This is a genomic window from Aquidulcibacter sp., from assembly GCF_044346625.1.
In the GTDB taxonomy this organism is placed as follows: Bacteria; Pseudomonadota; Alphaproteobacteria; order Caulobacterales; family Aquidulcibacteraceae; genus Aquidulcibacter.
This window is the reverse complement of record NZ_JBIIYV010000024.1, coordinates 1-15,421: the sequence shown is the minus strand read 5'-3', so window position 1 is coordinate 15,421 and position 15,421 is coordinate 1. Positions and strand designations below refer to the sequence as shown.

The window sequence follows — 15,421 nt, the reverse complement described above, 5'->3', positions numbered from 1 at the left end:
CCAACTCTGACCAGAAGCTCAAAGGGAACAGAAAGCGTCATGGCGAAAGTCACATATATCGAACATTCCGGCACCGAGCATGTTATTGAAGTGCCAGTCGGCACCACCATCATGGAGGGTGCGGTCAAGAATCGTGTACCAGGTATCGATGCCGATTGCGGCGGCGCGTGCGCTTGCGCGACCTGCCATGTCTTTGTCGATGCTGCTTGGATCGAGAAGACCGGCAAGCCAGGCAGCATGGAAGAAAGCATGTTGGATTTCGCCGAAGGTGTGACCCCGCTGTCCCGTCTGTCGTGCCAAATCTCCATGACGCCAGACTTGGACGGTATCGTTGTTCGGTTGCCAGCTGCCCAACACTAAAGTGGACAGCCTTCGCACAGCGCGGCAGTCTATGAAATCGCGCATGCCAAATATGCGCAGACACATGTTGAACGGTAGGGGTATGGCCTCGCCAAACCCCGCCTCACGCTTGTAGTTTCCGAAGACGGCTCAAACCTGCGATCCTGCAGCGCTGTGCCAGATAAGCAGGATAGGGTCTGTATGATCGGCGTTGTAGTGGTCAGTCACGGCTTTTTGGCGCGAGAGCTTATTCTTGCGGCAGAGCATGTGGTCGGACCTCAGACCAATATGCAGGCCATTTGTATCGGCCCGGAGGACGATATGCAGACAAGGCGGGATGATATTCTCGACGCCTGTCGCAAAGTCGATGATGGTTCTGGCGTGATCATCCTCACCGACATGTTCGGCGGAACGCCATCCAACCTCGCCATCTCCATCATGAATCGCGGCGAGTATGAGGTGATTGCTGGGGCTAACCTCCCTATGCTGATTAAATTAGCTGAAGTTCGCGGGCGCGAAAGCTTGCCGCGAGCGGTTTTTGCTGCACAAGATGCCGCAAGGAAATATATCGCTGTGGCGTCATCCTTGTTGGCGAGTGGCTAAAATGACTGAACGCGTGTCGCGTACCATCAAAATCGTTAACAAACGCGGATTGCATGCGCGCGCTTCGTCGAAATTCGCGCTGCTGGCTGGCGAATATGCGGATAGCCGGGTGATGGTCGGGCGCGAAGATCAAGAGGTCGATGGCGAAAGCATCATGGATCTGATGATGCTGGCAGCAGGCATTGGTTCCGAAATCACCGTTTCTGCCGAGGGGCCCCGCGCTGAGGCTGCGTTAGACGCCCTATGTGAGTTGGTCGCCAATCGGTTTGGTGAGGGCGAGTAAGGCCCTTTGGGGGTCACTCATTCTCCCAGCCCTTGCTCTTTGCCCCTGTCTCGGATATAGCCCCCGCTCTTCCGCGCAATCAAAACGCGCGCTCTGATCCACACGGTCCTGCACGAACTGAGCAATCGGGGGCAAAGCAGATGGGGTGGACAGGGTTTCCCCGTCCGACGTGATCGTCCGGCGGGGCGTTTTGCGTTGCGTGTTTGCTTTTGGAACCACGCATGTTTGACGCGCTAACAGAACGATTGACGGGTGTCTTTGATACGCTCACCGGACGGGGTGCGTTGTCGGACAAGGACGTGGATTCCGCCCTGCGCGAAGTGCGCGTGGCGCTCCTTGAAGCCGATGTGGCGCTGCCCGTCGTCAAAGCCTTTATCGCCAAAGTCAAAGAAGAAGCGGTGGGTGAGCGCGTTATTCGCGCAGTGAAACCCGGCCAGCAAGTCGTCAAAATTGTTTATGATGCGCTGGTGGAAACGCTCGGCGGCACAGGCGGCCCTGTTGATCTTATGCTCAACCAAGGTCCGCCAGCCATTATCATGATGGCCGGTTTGCAGGGCTCTGGTAAAACCACGACGACTGCCAAGCTGGCGCTTCGCATGCGCACCCGCTTGCGCAAGAAGGTTTTGGTCGCCTCGCTCGACGTGCGTCGCCCGGCGGCGATGGAACAATTGGCCGTTCTGGCCAAACAAGCCGAAGTCGACAGCCTGCCGATTATTGCAGGCCAATTGCCCGCCGAAATTGCCCGCCGGGCCATTACGGCTGGCCGCCTTGGCGGCTATGATGTCGTCTTCCTTGATACCGCCGGTCGCACCTCGATCGACGAAGATATGATGAGCGAAGCCGCTGAAATTGCGCGCATTGCTTCCCCGATTGAAACCCTGCTGGTCGCAGATAGCTTGACCGGTCAGGACGCGGTTGAAACCGCCCGTCGTTTCCATGAGCGCTTGCCGCTGACTGGCATCGTTCTGACCCGCGCCGATGGCGATGGCCGGGGCGGTGCGGCGCTGTCCATGCGCGCGGTTACGGGCCTGCCGATCAAGTTCTTGGGCATTGGCGAAAAGATTGACGGGCTTGATGCCTTTGACGCCCAACGCATCGCCGGCCGCATTCTGGGCCAAGGCGACGTTGTCAGTCTGGTTGAGCGTGCTGTAGAGAACGTCAAGCAGGATGACGCTGAGAAGTTGGCCGCCAAAATGGCCAAGGGCAAGTTCGACCTCGACGATCTCGCCATGCAATTGCGCCAAATTCAGGCCATGGGCGGGCTTGGTGGCGTGATGGGGATGTTGCCTGGCGCGCAAGCAGCCAAAAAGGCCATGGAATCCGGCGCGGTATCTGACAAGAGCGTCAAACGCCAGATTGCCGTCATTCAATCCATGACCAAGCAAGAGCGGGCCAAGCCCGACCTGTTGAACGCCAGCCGCCGCAAGCGCATCGCAGCAGGCGCCGGTGTCGATGTCTCTGAAGTCAACAAAGTTATCAAAATGCATCGCTCGATGTCAGATATGGTCAAGGCCATGGGCAAAGGCGGCATGAAGGGCCTGATGGGCAAGATGGGCGGCATGTTTGGGGGCAAAATGCCGCCGATGGACCCTGCCGCAATGCAACGTCTCGGCCAACAAGCGGCTTCTTCAGGCGGCGGCTTGCCCGGCCTGCCTGGTCAGTCGCCTCCACAAGGTTTGCCCGGTCTGGGCAATACGCAAACTCCCGGTGGCTTTACGGGCCTACCAGGTCTCCCATTCGGGAAAAAGTAACGCAGAAACGACACATATACTCTGAAAGGTAAGTCTCATGTCCTTGAAAATTCGCTTGGCCCGCGGTGGCTCTAAGAAGAAGCCAGTTTACCGCATCGTGGTTGCCGAAGCCCGCTCACCTCGTGACGGCCGCTTCCTCGAAAAAATCGGTAGCTACAACCCAACTCTGCCAGATGATAATGCAGGCCGTCTGGTTATCGACGCTGAGCGCGCCGCTGAATGGATGAAGAAGGGCGCACAGCCTACCGACCGCGTCGCACGTTTCTTGGCCGCTCAAGGCGTTGGCACTTATGTCAATGGCAACAACCCAAACAAGGGCAAGCCAGGCCAAAAGGCAACTGAACGCGCCGCGGAAAAGGCTCAAGCCTTGATCGATGCGCAAGAAGCCGCTGAGCGCGCAAAAGCAGAAGCCATTGAAGCTGCTGCACAAGCAAAGGCAGACGCTGCCGCTGCAGCAGCCGCTGCTGCTGCCGCCGCCGCTGAAGCCGCTGCTGCGCCTGCTGAAGAAGTGGCCGTTGAAGAAGTGGCCGTTGAAGAAGTAGCCGCCGAAGAAGTTGCTGCTGAGCCAGCAGCTGAATAAGCCAACATGAAGCGCCTTGCCGAAACGCTAGGTGCTGTGGTCGCCCGCCGGGATGCTCCCGGCGGTGCGGCCATTTTGTTTTCTGGCCAAGAAGTTCTTTGGTCAGGCACGGCGGGCGTCCGCGAGGTTCCTGCCGCCAGCCCACTCTTGTTGACCAGCAAAGCCCGGGTAGCTTCGATCTCGAAAGTGGCCACGGCGCTTACCTTGCTCAAGCTGGTGGAAGCCGGTCGGATTGATCTGGACCGCGATATTTCTGATTCTTTGGGCTTCAAGCTTCGCCATCCAAAGTTTCCAAACTCTCCCATCACGCCGCGCATGATCCTGTGCCACACGGCCGGCATTCGCGATGGCGAGACTTATCGCGGGGTCGTTGGTGAGGCGCTCGAAGGTTTTTTTGTGCCGGGCGGCAAAAACTGGAATGAAGGCAAGCATTGGGCGGATTTAAGCCAACCATTTGGCTTTTTTACCTATTCCAATCTGGCAATGGGGCTTTTGGCGCAAGCCTGCGAGAATGCGGGCGGGGATCGCTTTGACCGATTGTCGCAAAAGCTCGTCTTTAACCCACTTGGGATCGATTGTGGGTTCAATTGGTCCGGGATCAGTGATCGGGCCGCCGAAGAGGCCGCAACCCTTTATCGCCGAAAAACCGAGGGCGACTGGGAAGTGCAAGTCGATGGGTCCCCTACGACGCTCCCAAGACCCAATATCGCCACTGACCCCGGGCTCAGGTTGAGCGACTATGCCTTGGGCAGCAATGGTTTGTTGTTCTCACCACAAGGCGGCTTGCGGGCCAGCGTGGCGGACCTTGCCAGAATTGGTATGGCCTTGAGCGGTGCTGTCGCGTTGTTAGAGCCAGCAATGCGTACCTTGGTTCTAACCCCGCAGTGGACCTATCGGGCTGACCCTAAAAATGGCGACACTTCCGGTGGGGCATTCCAAGGCTTTGGTCTGGGCGTGCATCGCTTAGTCCCGGGGGATCACTGCCCGGTTGCAGGCCTCAAAACAGAAATGGTTGGCCATTATGGTGAAGCCTATGGCTTGTTGGCTGGCCTATGGGTGGACCCAGCGTCAATGCGCGGCTTTGCTTGGTTCATCACCGGCAGCCTTTATGGGCCCGCTCCGGGCCAGCGCTCTGGCGTTTACCGCGTCGAAGAAGAGATGATGCAAGCAGCGGCTTACGATTTGGGCCTTGTTGATTCGAAATTCTGAGATAGGCTAAACCAGATTTTAAGGGGGATTGGCCATGTCGTTAGGCGCAGACTTTCAAGTCATCACCTTCATCCAAACGCGCGATCGGCCAACGGCAGTGGCCTTTTATCGCGATAAGTTGGGTCTTACCTTTGTCGTGGATGACCCATTTGGCAGTGTATTCGACCAAAATGGCACGGGTTTGCGTATCACCCAGATTGAAGGTTTTACGCCCAGTCCCCACCCGGCCCTAGGTTGGCAGGTCAGTGATATTCAGGACTGCATCCGAACGCTGACCGCGCGTGGGGTCACGATGAAAGTCTATGAAGGCTTTGGCCAAGACGAGTTAGGTATTTGGCACGCGCCGGGCGGTACAGCTCAGATTGCTTGGTTTGAAGATCCAGATGGCAATTTGTTGAGCTTAACGCAGGTTTGAGCCCGGGTTTCCGCCATACCTTTGCGTCCAGGCCCGCTTCACGCTAAACACGCCCGATGAATTCAAGTCCGCCCCGCCCAACGACGCTTGCTGACCTTGATGCCCGCGCCCGAGATATTTTCCGCGATATTGTCGAAACCTATCTTGAAACAGGCGAGCCGGTTGGATCGCGAACCTTATCGAAGCGCGGCATTGGGTTATCCCCGGCGTCGATCCGCAATACGATGGCTGATCTCGCAAGTCTGGGTCTTTTAGATGCCCCGCATTTAAGCGCTGGGCGCACGCCTACTCACACGGGCTTGCGCCTCTTCGTTGATGGCCTACTAGAAATTGGCGACCTTGGTCGCGAGGAAAAGGCGGAGATTGATTCACGGCTGGCTGCAGCAGGCTCTGATTTATCAAGCGCTTTGTCTGAAGCCTCGCTCCTCTTGTCGGGCCTTGCCGGTGGGGCGGGCCTTGTAACCACGCCGACGCGGGAAAGCCCCGTAAAACACGTTGAGTTTGTGTTGATTGGGCCGGGCCAGATCTTGGTTGTGTTGGTCTTTGACGATGGCCAGGTTGAGAACCGTCTGGTTCAAATGCCTGTCGGCCTCACGCAGTCGCAACTCCAAGAAAGCACGAATTTCTTGAACTTCCGCTTAAAGGGTAAAACCTTGTCGGAGGCAGCTGCACAAGCGGTGGATGACGCGCGCCACGCAGAGGCGACCCTCGATAAAGCGGCCGCCAATCTGATTGAAGCAGGCTTTGCGGAATGGTCTGGCGATGATCCGATGGCCGGACGGAAACTGATCGTGCGCGGGCGAGCCAATTTGTTGGCCAATAGCCAAGCGGCGGGCGACCTAGAACGCGTGCGCATATTATTTGATGACCTTGAACGTAAACGCGACCTAATCCATGTCTTGGATGCAGCGCAGGAAGCTTCTGCGGTAAAATTGTTTATTGGTGCAGAAAACCCCTTGTTCTCCATGTCTGGTTCGGCTCTTGTCGCGGCCCCTTATATGGATAGTCAACGCCGAGTACTTGGCGCACTGGGCGTGATCGGGCCAACCCGCTTGAATTATGCCCGCGTCATCCCAATGGTAGACTATACTGCGAAAGTCGTCGGTCGCCTCATTGAGCGCCGCGGTTTAAACTTAACGGAATGAGATCGAAGAAATGACCACAGATACGGGTAATCCACAGAACGGCGACGACCTGGAAGCAGAAATTGCCGCGGCCTCTGAGGCTTCTGCAGATGGGGCGGAAGCCCAAGCTACTGCGCAAGACCCACTGGAGCTTGCTCGCGCGCTTTTAGGTGAGGATGCCGCACCGGAGGATATGGGCGGGCTGTTGGTGGCGAAGCTCCAGGCCGCCTTGGCTGAGATTGAGACTTTGAAAGATGCCGGCTTGCGTGCTTTGGCGGAGTCTGAAAATATCCGTCGTCGGGCAGAGCGGGAAAAGACTGAAGCCCGCATCTATGCCATTGATAAGTTTGCGCGCGATCTATTGCCCGTGGCCGACAATTTGGGCCGCGCCATCAGCACGGCGCCGGAAGGCTTCAAGGGCGATCCAGCCTTTGATGGCTTCGTGACCGGGGTCGACATGACCCAGCGCGAACTCTTGAACGCTTTTGAGCGCCATGGTCTGACGCGCGTTGGCGCTAAGGGCGACAAATTTGACCCCTCGATCCATCAAGCAGTGGCTCAAATTCCTTCAGACATGGCTGCTGGCGATGTCGCAGAGGTCTTCCAGCCGGGATACGTCCTAGCTGGCCGCACGCTGCGTGCTGCGATGGTTGCGGTATCGGCTGGGCAACCTGCGGCAGAGCCTGCAGCCAGTGATCCTGCCGCCTAGCGCTTAGCTCGGGGAGCGGCAGGGGCGGCCAGTCGCCCCCGCAGCGCTGCTTCATCCAACGCGTTCAATTTCCAGCCTGACGGATAGCGCCCGAAATATAGGATGCAGGCTTTTGTCTCTGGGTCTGGCGCGCAGACACGGCCATCGGCAAGGCGCTTTAGACCCATGCCCGTTGCCGTCCGGCTCGGCAGGACTGTCTCCGGCGTAAGCCCTGCCCGACGGGCCAGATCAGCCAGAATGGCAGGCTCTAAAGCCTGTTTCGACAGGCGCTCGAGCAAGGGATTGGCAAGGTCAGCACCCAAGACGCCCAAGATCTGACCGCCTTCGCCACCACCGGCGCGTTTGGCGATTTCGTTCGCCGCCATGGCCCGGGCAATCCCAGTCACTTGTGCTTGCAGGGCCGGCCGATCCATCCGCGCCTCTATCCCGGGCAAGTCGCGATCGCGCAGCGCCATTACAAACGCCCGCACATCGGATGAGGCGTCGAGGGGGCTAGGAGCCGTGGCACACCCACCGAGCGCTAAGAAGAGCCCAATCCAGACAAATTTGCGCATGTTTGCTTCTCCTTGTGTCGCCAAATCTTTTGGCAAAAAACCTCTGAACTTCGCCTGAACGTACTAGACCTTTTAGCATGGGCCACCTAGACCTGAGTTATTGAGGGAAACGTGCCTAAATCTGTTTTGATCCTTTTTGCTCATCCATCTTATGCGCGCTCACGGGCCAACCGTGCTTTGCGCGCCGTCGCACAAGACCTTCACAATGTGACTGTGCATGACCTTTATGAGACTTATCCAAACTTTCTAATCGATGTGGAGGCTGAGCAGCGCTTGCTGCTAGACCATGACCATATTGTTCTGATGCATCCCTTCTTCTGGTACTCAGCGCCGTCATTGGTGAAAGAGTGGCTTGATGTTGTGTTGGATTATGGTTGGGCTTACGGCGAGGGCGGGACAGCGCTCGCAGGCAAAAGCTGGACCCAAGCGATAACTGCTGGTGGGCCTGCCCAATCCTATTGTTCCGACGGCCTGAACCGCTTTTCAATTGATGAATTATTGCGCCCGTTTCAAGCGACCGCAAACCTCTGCCAATGTGTGTGGCAAGACCCGTTTGTCCTGCACGCCAGCCGTCAGGCCACCCCAGAAATTTTAGCCGACGCGGCCGCCAAGTTCAGCGCCAAGTTGGAGGGTTTGATCGATGGCTGAAGCCAATTTGCTCGAATCCGCTTTTGTCTATCTGGCCGCAACCGTCGTTTCAGTCCCAATTGCCAAGCGGATCGGCTTGGGATCGGTGTTGGGCTATCTGATTGCTGGAGCAGTCATCGGCCCATATGTCCTTAATCTGGTCGGTGACCCTGAAAACGTCATGCACACGGCTGAGTTTGGCGTCGTCATCATGCTGTTTCTCATCGGACTTGAACTACAGCCTAGTCTGCTGTGGCGATTGCGCACAGCCATTCTGGGCATGGGCGGTCTGCAAGTGGTCGGTACAGGTGCCATTGCGACCGGGCTTGGCATGGCGTTTGGCCTCTCGTGGCAGGTGGCTTTAGCGGTTGGCCTAACCCTATCCTTATCTTCAACCGCCATTGTCCTGCAGTCCCTACGAGAAAAAGGTATAGCCGGAACCGAAGCGGGGCGGTCGACATTTGCTGTGCTATTATTCCAAGACATCGCGATCATTCCGATGCTGGCTTTATTTCCTTTCTTGGCGACGCTTAGCGTTGCCGGGGATGGGGCGGCTGCAAAAGGTGCGTTAGCGGCCTATCCAGGTTGGGCGCAGGGCTTAGCTGTTGTGGTGGCCGTCGGTTTGATCGTGCTGGCAGGGCGGGTGCTGTTGCGCCCCATGTTCCGATGGGTGGCAGCTTCTGGCCTGCATGAAATTTTGACCGCCTTTGCGCTTCTTTTGGTCGTGGGCGTCGCCCTTCTCATGCAGTTTGTTGGCATTTCTCCCGCTCTGGGGGCCTTCGTCGCCGGCGTTGTGCTGGCCGATAGTGAGTTCCGCCATCAGATAGAGAGCGACATTGATCCGTTTAGAGGGTTGTTGCTCGGGCTATTCTTCATTTCGGTCGGTGCTGGGATCAATTTCGCTTTGCTGTTCGCGCAGCCTTGGCTGATCCTTGGTTTGGTTTTGGCGCTGGTCTTGGTGAAAGCCAGCGTGATGTTCACCGTCGCGCGCGCCTTTGGCCGCAAAACGGGTGAGGCTGCTTTGATTGGCCTTGGCCTCGCCCAAGGTGGTGAGTTCGCCTTTGTGCTGTTTGCTTTCGCTGAAGGCGCTGGCGTTATCCCTGCGGAGGTTACCGCCCCCCTGATAGTCGCGGTGGCTTTGTCGATGGCCATCACGCCGCTCTTGTTGATGGCGGGCGACTGGGCGATGCGGAGCTTGGAATCAGGATCAGGGGAAGACCGCGCGCCAGAAGTTGAAGAAGGCCACCACGATGTCATCGTGGCAGGCTATGGTCGGTTCGGCCAGATCGTCGGGCGGATGCTGTCGACTTACGGCTATAAGATCAGCGTTCTCGATCATGACGCCGATCAAGTCGACGTGCTGCGCGGTTTTGGCCGAAAGGTGAACTTTGGCGATGCCACGCGGATTGACCTCTTGCGTTTGGCTGGAGCGGCAGAGGCCAAACTGTTGATCGTCGCGATTGATAATGACGAAAAGGCGCTGGAGTTGGTAGAGACGGCGCGCGAAGCCTTCCCAAACCTCAAAATCCTAGCCCGCGCAATCGATCGCCGGCATGCCTATCAATTGATGGCGGCCAAAGTAGATGGGCTAGAGCGTGAGACCTTCGCCGCCGCTGTGCGCCTTGGTGTGAAGTCCTTACAGATTATGGGCAAGCCTGCCTTTGCCGCAGAGCGCGCCGGTATGATCTTCTCTCGCTATGATGAACGCGCTTTGACGGCAATGTTTGAAGATTGGCAGCGGGTCGAATTTGCCGATTATCAGCGCATCGTCCGCGACCGCACTGCCCTGGAAGAAGAGCTTCTGAAGCGCGACATGATCGCTTTGGTTGGCAAAAGCGATGGCGATGAATGGGGCGAAGAGACGCTGGAGCGCGAGGCGTTTGAGCGTAATCTCGCTCGCAAAGCAAAGCCTGATTGATCCAAGTCCGTGTCCGGCCTAAAGACGCGGGGCTGCTAGGGCTCTGGCGGCTTACATAGGGACCGCTTTACTCATGCACGTTACGTTAGACTCCATCCGTGCGGCCGCCGCGCGCATTGAAGGCCGCATCATTCGAACACCACTTTTGATGTCGAAGACGCTGTCGGATATTACCGGCGCTGAAGTGTGGGTGAAGTTTGAGAACTTCCAATTTACTGCTGCCTTTAAAGAGCGCGGTGCCCTGAATAAGTTGTTGTTGCTAACAGAAGCCGAGCGCCGCAATGGCGTGATCGCCATGTCTGCCGGCAATCATGCCCAAGGTGTGGCCTATCATGCCGCGCGCCTCAATATTCCCGCAACCATCGTGATGCCGCTCGGAACGCCCTTCACCAAGGTCGAACATACCCGCAAGCATGGCGCGCGTGTGGTTCTGCATGGCGACAATTTGTCTGAGGCCACCACCTTTGCTTATCAGCTCAAAGATCGCGAAGGCCTTACCTTTGTCCATCCTTATGACGATGCGGACGTAATTTCAGGGCAAGGCACCATCGGCATCGAAATGCTGGAAGATGCCCCACAACTCGAAACCTTGGTTGTGCCTATCGGCGGGGGCGGTTTGATCGGTGGCATCGCTGTCGCAGCGCGCGCGATGAAGAATGATATTGAAGTGGTGGGCGTCCAGACGCGCATGTTCCCTTCCATGCATGCAGAACTTGCAGGCAAAGAGCCCGGTCCCTTATGTAGTGGCCAGACCATTGCGGAAGGTATCGCCGTAAAGCAGGCGGGTCGTTTGGGCTTTGAGATTGCCAAAGAATTGGTCCGCGATGTTCTCATTGTGGATGAGGATGACTTGGAGCAAGCCATCACCTTGTTCTGCAACGTGGAAAAAACTGTCGCTGAAGGCGCAGGTGCTGCGGGCCTCGCAGCTCTCCTCGCGCACCCCCAGCGCTTTAGCGGCAAAAAGGTCGGCATTGTTCTGTGTGGCGGCAATATCGATTCAAGGCTTTTGGCCTCGGTCTTGACGCGGGCTTTGGTACGCGAAAAGAGGATCGTCAGCCTCCGGATCATTGGTGATGATCGTCCGGGTCTGTTGGCCGTTGTGTCGAAAGTCATTGGCGATTTGGGCGGTAATATTCTCGAAGTCGCACACAATCGTCTGGCGCTGGATGTGCCCGCTAAAGGCGCAGAGTTTGATATTCTGATGGAAACCCGCGACTCGCGGCATACTCAAGAAATCATCGATGCGTTGGTTGCCGCCGGTTACCCACCCCGCACGATCTAAAGTCTAAAACCCAAAAGGACTGGTCTCATGGCTCTGCCGATCCTCACCATTGGCAATAAGAATTACTCCAGTTGGTCGATGCGGCCTTGGCTCGCCCTTAAATGGGCTGGGATCGCTTTTGAGGAACGGATCATTCCTTTGGGGCCGCGCGGCATGGGCCCGAACCCGGATATTCTGGCTGTCAGCCCATCCGGCACAGTGCCGGTGTTGGAATTGGCCGATGGGACAAAGATTTGGGACACGTTGTCGATCTGCGAATGGGCGCATGAACAGGCCCCCGATGCAGGACTTTGGCCAAAAGATGCAATCGCGCGCGCGCTCGCCAGGTCTGCAACGTGCGAAATGCATTCAGGCTTCGCAGCCGTCCGCCAAACGTTTCCGATGAATTTAACCCGCGTTAAAACGGGCCATGAATGGTCCGATACTGCACAAGCCCAGATTCAGCGGATCGACGATTTATTGTGCGGCTTGAAAGCCCAGTTTGGTAGCGCCGATAGCCCATTCATCTTGGGCCATCGCTCCATCGTTGATGCCTTCTATGCCCCGGTCGCAACCCGGTTTCGCACGTATCAGGTTCCTGTCTCAGCGGGCCTGCAGGCGTGGTGCGAGGCGATCTTTCAAGACCCTGATTTCGCTTCATGGGATCAAGCGGCCCAGCTCGAAACCTGGACCATCGCTGAAACCGATGCGGCCTAGCGTGAAGGGGTGCAACCGATTGACGCGAGACTGCGTATCAAAGCCATGATCCAACGTCGCACCCTTCTCCTTTCCGCCCCGTTTGCCCTGTTGTCGGCTTGTTCCAAGGCAGAGGCAGTCTCTCCCACCAGTGATTTGGGCGCGGCAGCGTCGCCAGCTGTCACAGGGCTCGCGCCCAGGGCAAATGAGGTCGTCTGGCTTCAGTTGAAGGGAACTGTTCGGACCAGCGAAGCTTTGGTCGATGTTCGCCAAGCAATTTTGCATCGCGCATTGGTGCGGCGTGAAACAGGCGGTGGAGCCAGTGAAACCAAGTTCTTTGACCTATGGAAAAGTGCGGGCCAGCCAGCGGTGGCAGGCGCTTCCTCGACACGCCAATTGCGTCAGCTGCAGGACGGTACAAACGGCCTTTGGTTGGAGCGTGAGTTCACGCACCCAGCCTTGGTTAAGGGCGTGGAATCGTCTCGCCTGGCCCGATCGGGTGCCAATGTCTTGGCTCTTAACGGAAAACAGATCTGGCTTTTGGCAGGCGGCCTTGGCTCCGCTCCGACCCTGACAGCCGATCAGGCTGCTCAACTCAATGTCTGGCTGACCGGCTTGGGTATTAAGCGGACATAGCTGCAATCGCGTCGGCAATGGCGACAGTTTGCTCCGCCATGTCGCGATGCAGAAGCTCGGTCATTTTCCCATCGACTTTCAGTACGCCCTTGCCCGCATTGGCAGGGTCCAAAAAGGCCGCGATGACAGCGCGCGCATGGGCGACTTCAGCCGCATCGGGCGCAAAGACGCGGTTGCAAGTTTCGATTTGACTAGGATGGATCAAGGTCTTGCCATCAAAGCCAAACTCCAGCCCCTGCCAACAAATGGCTTCAAAGCCCTCAGCATTAGCGATGTCATTGTAGACACCATCGATGATAGCAAGGTTGTCGAGCCGGGCTGCCGTGACGCTGGCTGCTAGGGCAAAATGAAAGGGAGCACGATCCGCAGTTTGGCGCGCCCGTGTCTCTTTAGCGAGATCATTGGTGCCCATAACAAAGGCGGCCAGGCGCGAATTGGTGCTGGAAGCAGCAATCGAAGCAATCTCAAGGATCGCACGCGGTGTCTCTATCATCGCCCAAAGGCTCATGGCTGGCGCAGCCCCTAGCGCGTCCATCGCTTCACTGGCGGCCAACACTTCCTCAGCTGAGGAAATTTTCGGAAACAAGATGCCGTCTGGCCCCGCGTCTACTGCGGCTTCCAAATCTTGCGCACCCCAAGGCGAGGTCAGGCTGTTGACGCGGATAATTACTTCGCGCTTGCCATAGCCGCCTGCTTTTACGATCGCGGCCACGGCGGCGCGCGCTTCATCCTTCGCATCAGGGGCGACTGCATCTTCTAGATCGAGGATAACCGCATCGGCCGGCAGGCTCTTGGCTTTTTCCAAAGCCTTTGCATTGGCACCGGGCATATAAAGTGCACTGCGACGGGGGCGGGCTTGGGGAGCGGTCATGATTAGCCTTTCAAATCCTGTTTGACTTCTTCTAGCCACAAGCAGGGCATTGGCGTAAAGAGCGGTCCATGCCTTTGGCCCTGATTCTTGGTTCACATGTCGCGGGAAGCCGGGTGGGTGGCACCTTGGCCAGCCTTGCTTTGGCCCAATCGCCAATGAAGATCGATCCAGTCCATGTCCCGACAACCCTTCTTGGCCGTCACCCTGGCTGGGGGCCGCCAGGCGGTGGGCCGGTCAGTCCAGACCTGTTTGCAGGCATGCTGGAAGGTATTGCTGCCAATGGCCTGTTTGCTTTGGTAGATGGTGTTCTCACCGATTACTTCGCGAGTGCTGAGCAAGTCCAAATTGCTGCTCGGGCCATTGATGCGGTCAAGTCCGCCAATCCTAAAGCCATTGTTTTGGTGGACCCTGTGTTGGGCGACGCGCCGGGCGGGCTTTATGTTGGGCAGGGGGTGGCGGATGCGCTGGGGGAATATTTGGTTCCCCGTGCTGACTTTCTGACGCCTAATTTATGGGAGTTGGGCTATCTAACTCAGACGTCTCCAAAAGACCTCCAACAAATTCATCACGCCGCCACGGCTTTGGGCCGTCCGTCCTTGATTTCATCGGTCGAGAAGGACGGCGAAATTGGTAGCTTGTTGGTTGATGGTTCGCGGGCTTGGCTCTCGACCCACCCCAAATCTCCCGCGCCACCCAAAGGCACCGGGGATTTGATGGCAACGATGTTTCTTGCCCATTTGATTGATCACAAAGCAGCCCCGCAGGCTATGGCATTGGCTTTAGCGGGCGTGTCCTATGTTGTTGACCGCGCCGCAGTTTGGCACGCGCCGGAATTGCCCATGGTTGCCGCTGGCTATGAAGCTTGGCGGGCTGAGCCCTTGGCCTTGACCGAACTTGGTTCAACAGTCCAAATGGGGCTATGACAGATTTGGTTTCGCCTTATGTTGCGCCGGGCTTTGAGCCCGTTTTAGATGCTTTCAATGCCAACTTTGAAGGAGGCCTTGAACTTGGGGCAGGTTTCTGCGCCATTTTGGAAGGCGAGGTCGTCGTCGATCTGGTCGGCGGCCATAGAGACCGTGCCAAGACCCAAAGCTGGACGCGCGAGACCCTGGTGCCGGTGTATTCCACCACTAAGCCAATTGCCGCGATGATTATTGCACGCTTGCAGGATCAGGGCCTGTTGAATTTTGACGATCCGATTGGCTGGCTCTGGCCCGAATTTACCGAGCACGGCAAGGACGTTACGTTGGCCCAAGCCTTGTCGCATCAGGCAGGTGTCCCCGGTTTCCCTGATCCGATTGATCCCGACCTTTGGCTTAATCCCCCCGCCTTAGCGGAGGCCTTGGCCCATGTCGCACCAATGTGGGAACCGACAACGGCCAGTGGCTATCACCCTCTGACTTATGGCTATATTGCCGGTGAACTTGCCCAACGTGCGCATGGTACCAGCCTTGGCACGCAATTGCGGGTCGATGTCTGTGAGCCCTTGGGCATTGATTTCTGGATTGGTCTGCCTGAAGTCCATCATGGTCGTTGCGCTGAAATGAGCCGTCCCAAGGCCATGGCAGAATTGGGCGAGGTCTCCGAGGCCCGTCGCGTTGCCTTTATGACGCCGTGGGCATCACCCAATCGAGGTGGCGCTGCGTGGCGCGAGGCGGAAATTCCATCTGCGAATGGTCACGGCACCGCCCGGTCTGTCGCCACCCTTTACGGCGTATTCGCCAATGACGGTAAAGTCGGCAGCCATCAGATCATTTCGCCTGAAACCATGGCCGATTTCACCAAGCCAAGGATCCGCGGCCTTGATTTGGTTTTGCCTTACGAGATCGAATGGGCCGCAGGCGT

The 15,421-nt window shown here is 57.3% G+C and carries 18 protein-coding genes; 16 read left to right on the top strand and 2 right to left on the bottom strand.

Annotated features, from left to right (window positions below):
- Window positions 1–39: 39 nt before the first annotated feature.
- The 9 genes from ACIQ20_RS08010 to ACIQ20_RS07970 all read left to right on the top strand — a co-directional run bounded on the left by ACIQ20_RS08010 (window position 40) and on the right by ACIQ20_RS07970 (window position 7,013).
- The gene (locus ACIQ20_RS08010) at window positions 40–360 is read left to right on the top strand and encodes a 2Fe-2S iron-sulfur cluster-binding protein (RefSeq protein WP_290802982.1); all 321 of its coding nucleotides are present in this window, start codon (window positions 40–42) and stop codon (window positions 358–360) included.
- 180 nt (window positions 361–540) lie between these two features.
- Window positions 541–942, top strand: a complete 402-nt coding sequence (locus tag ACIQ20_RS08005; protein ID WP_395779136.1) for a PTS sugar transporter subunit IIA — start codon at window positions 541–543, stop codon at window positions 940–942.
- Window position 943: 1 nt separating this feature from the next.
- A complete protein-coding gene (locus ACIQ20_RS08000) occupies window positions 944–1,225 on the top strand; it encodes an HPr family phosphocarrier protein (protein WP_395779134.1) in 282 nt (93 codons plus the stop codon).
- A gap of 221 nt (window positions 1,226–1,446) precedes the next feature.
- On the top strand, window positions 1,447–2,976 hold the full coding sequence (gene ffh / locus ACIQ20_RS07995; RefSeq protein ID WP_395779132.1) for a signal recognition particle protein: 1,530 nt from the start codon (window positions 1,447–1,449) through the stop codon (window positions 2,974–2,976).
- Between the two features lie 37 nt (window positions 2,977–3,013).
- Window positions 3,014–3,556: a 30S ribosomal protein S16 gene (gene rpsP, locus ACIQ20_RS07990; RefSeq protein WP_395779130.1), complete on the top strand. Its 543-nt coding sequence runs from the start codon at window positions 3,014–3,016 to the stop codon at window positions 3,554–3,556.
- A 6-nt stretch (window positions 3,557–3,562) separates the two neighbouring features.
- Window positions 3,563–4,765 carry a serine hydrolase domain-containing protein gene (locus tag ACIQ20_RS07985; protein ID WP_395779128.1) on the top strand — a complete coding sequence of 401 codons (1,203 nt, stop codon included), beginning with the start codon at window positions 3,563–3,565 and terminating at the stop codon, window positions 4,763–4,765.
- A gap of 34 nt (window positions 4,766–4,799) precedes the next feature.
- Window positions 4,800–5,180 (top strand): VOC family protein, encoded by a 381-nt coding sequence (locus ACIQ20_RS07980; protein ID WP_395779126.1) that lies wholly within the window; start codon window positions 4,800–4,802, stop codon window positions 5,178–5,180.
- Between the two features lie 56 nt (window positions 5,181–5,236).
- Complete coding sequence (gene hrcA, locus ACIQ20_RS07975) at window positions 5,237–6,325, top strand: heat-inducible transcriptional repressor HrcA (protein ID WP_395779124.1); 1,089 nt, start codon at window positions 5,237–5,239, stop codon at window positions 6,323–6,325.
- 10 nt (window positions 6,326–6,335) lie between these two features.
- Window positions 6,336–7,013 carry a nucleotide exchange factor GrpE gene (locus tag ACIQ20_RS07970; RefSeq protein WP_395779122.1) on the top strand — a complete coding sequence of 226 codons (678 nt, stop codon included), beginning with the start codon at window positions 6,336–6,338 and terminating at the stop codon, window positions 7,011–7,013.
- Here ACIQ20_RS07970 and ACIQ20_RS07965 read toward each other — a convergent pair.
- Entirely contained in the window at window positions 7,010–7,567 is a 558-nt protein-coding gene (locus ACIQ20_RS07965; RefSeq protein WP_395779120.1) for a hypothetical protein, read from the bottom strand. The two genes, ACIQ20_RS07970 and ACIQ20_RS07965, sit on opposite strands and share 4 nt — an antisense overlap.
- 111 nt (window positions 7,568–7,678) lie before the next feature.
- Here ACIQ20_RS07965 and ACIQ20_RS07960 point away from each other — a divergent pair, with 111 nt between their 5' ends.
- From ACIQ20_RS07960 to ACIQ20_RS07940, 5 genes are all read left to right on the top strand, one after another.
- Entirely contained in the window at window positions 7,679–8,215 is a 537-nt protein-coding gene (locus ACIQ20_RS07960) for an NAD(P)H-dependent oxidoreductase (protein ID WP_395779118.1), read from the top strand.
- Window positions 8,208–10,112, top strand: coding sequence for a monovalent cation:proton antiporter-2 (CPA2) family protein (locus ACIQ20_RS07955; protein WP_395779116.1), 1,905 nt, complete (start codon window positions 8,208–8,210; stop codon window positions 10,110–10,112). Before ACIQ20_RS07960 ends, ACIQ20_RS07955 begins: the two co-directional genes overlap by 8 nt.
- 73 nt (window positions 10,113–10,185) lie before the next feature.
- Window positions 10,186–11,394, top strand: coding sequence for a threonine ammonia-lyase (locus ACIQ20_RS07950; protein WP_395779114.1), 1,209 nt, complete (start codon window positions 10,186–10,188; stop codon window positions 11,392–11,394).
- 27 nt (window positions 11,395–11,421) lie between these two features.
- Complete coding sequence (locus ACIQ20_RS07945) at window positions 11,422–12,090, top strand: glutathione S-transferase family protein (protein WP_395779112.1); 669 nt, start codon at window positions 11,422–11,424, stop codon at window positions 12,088–12,090.
- A gap of 9 nt (window positions 12,091–12,099) precedes the next feature.
- Window positions 12,100–12,705 (top strand): hypothetical protein, encoded by a 606-nt coding sequence (locus ACIQ20_RS07940; protein ID WP_395779110.1) that lies wholly within the window; start codon window positions 12,100–12,102, stop codon window positions 12,703–12,705.
- Here ACIQ20_RS07940 and ACIQ20_RS07935 read toward each other — a convergent pair.
- On the bottom strand, window positions 12,692–13,576 hold the full coding sequence (locus ACIQ20_RS07935) for an HpcH/HpaI aldolase/citrate lyase family protein (protein WP_395779108.1): 885 nt from the start codon (window positions 13,574–13,576) through the stop codon (window positions 12,692–12,694). The genes ACIQ20_RS07940 and ACIQ20_RS07935 overlap by 14 nt on opposite strands.
- A 68-nt stretch (window positions 13,577–13,644) precedes the next feature.
- Here ACIQ20_RS07935 and ACIQ20_RS07930 point away from each other — a divergent pair, with 68 nt between their 5' ends.
- Window positions 13,645–14,499: a bifunctional hydroxymethylpyrimidine kinase/phosphomethylpyrimidine kinase gene (locus ACIQ20_RS07930; RefSeq protein ID WP_395779106.1), complete on the top strand. Its 855-nt coding sequence runs from the start codon at window positions 13,645–13,647 to the stop codon at window positions 14,497–14,499.
- On the top strand, window positions 14,496–15,421 hold a 926-nt coding region (locus ACIQ20_RS07925), incomplete at its 3' end, for a serine hydrolase domain-containing protein (protein WP_395779104.1). The genes ACIQ20_RS07930 and ACIQ20_RS07925, both read left to right, overlap by 4 nt.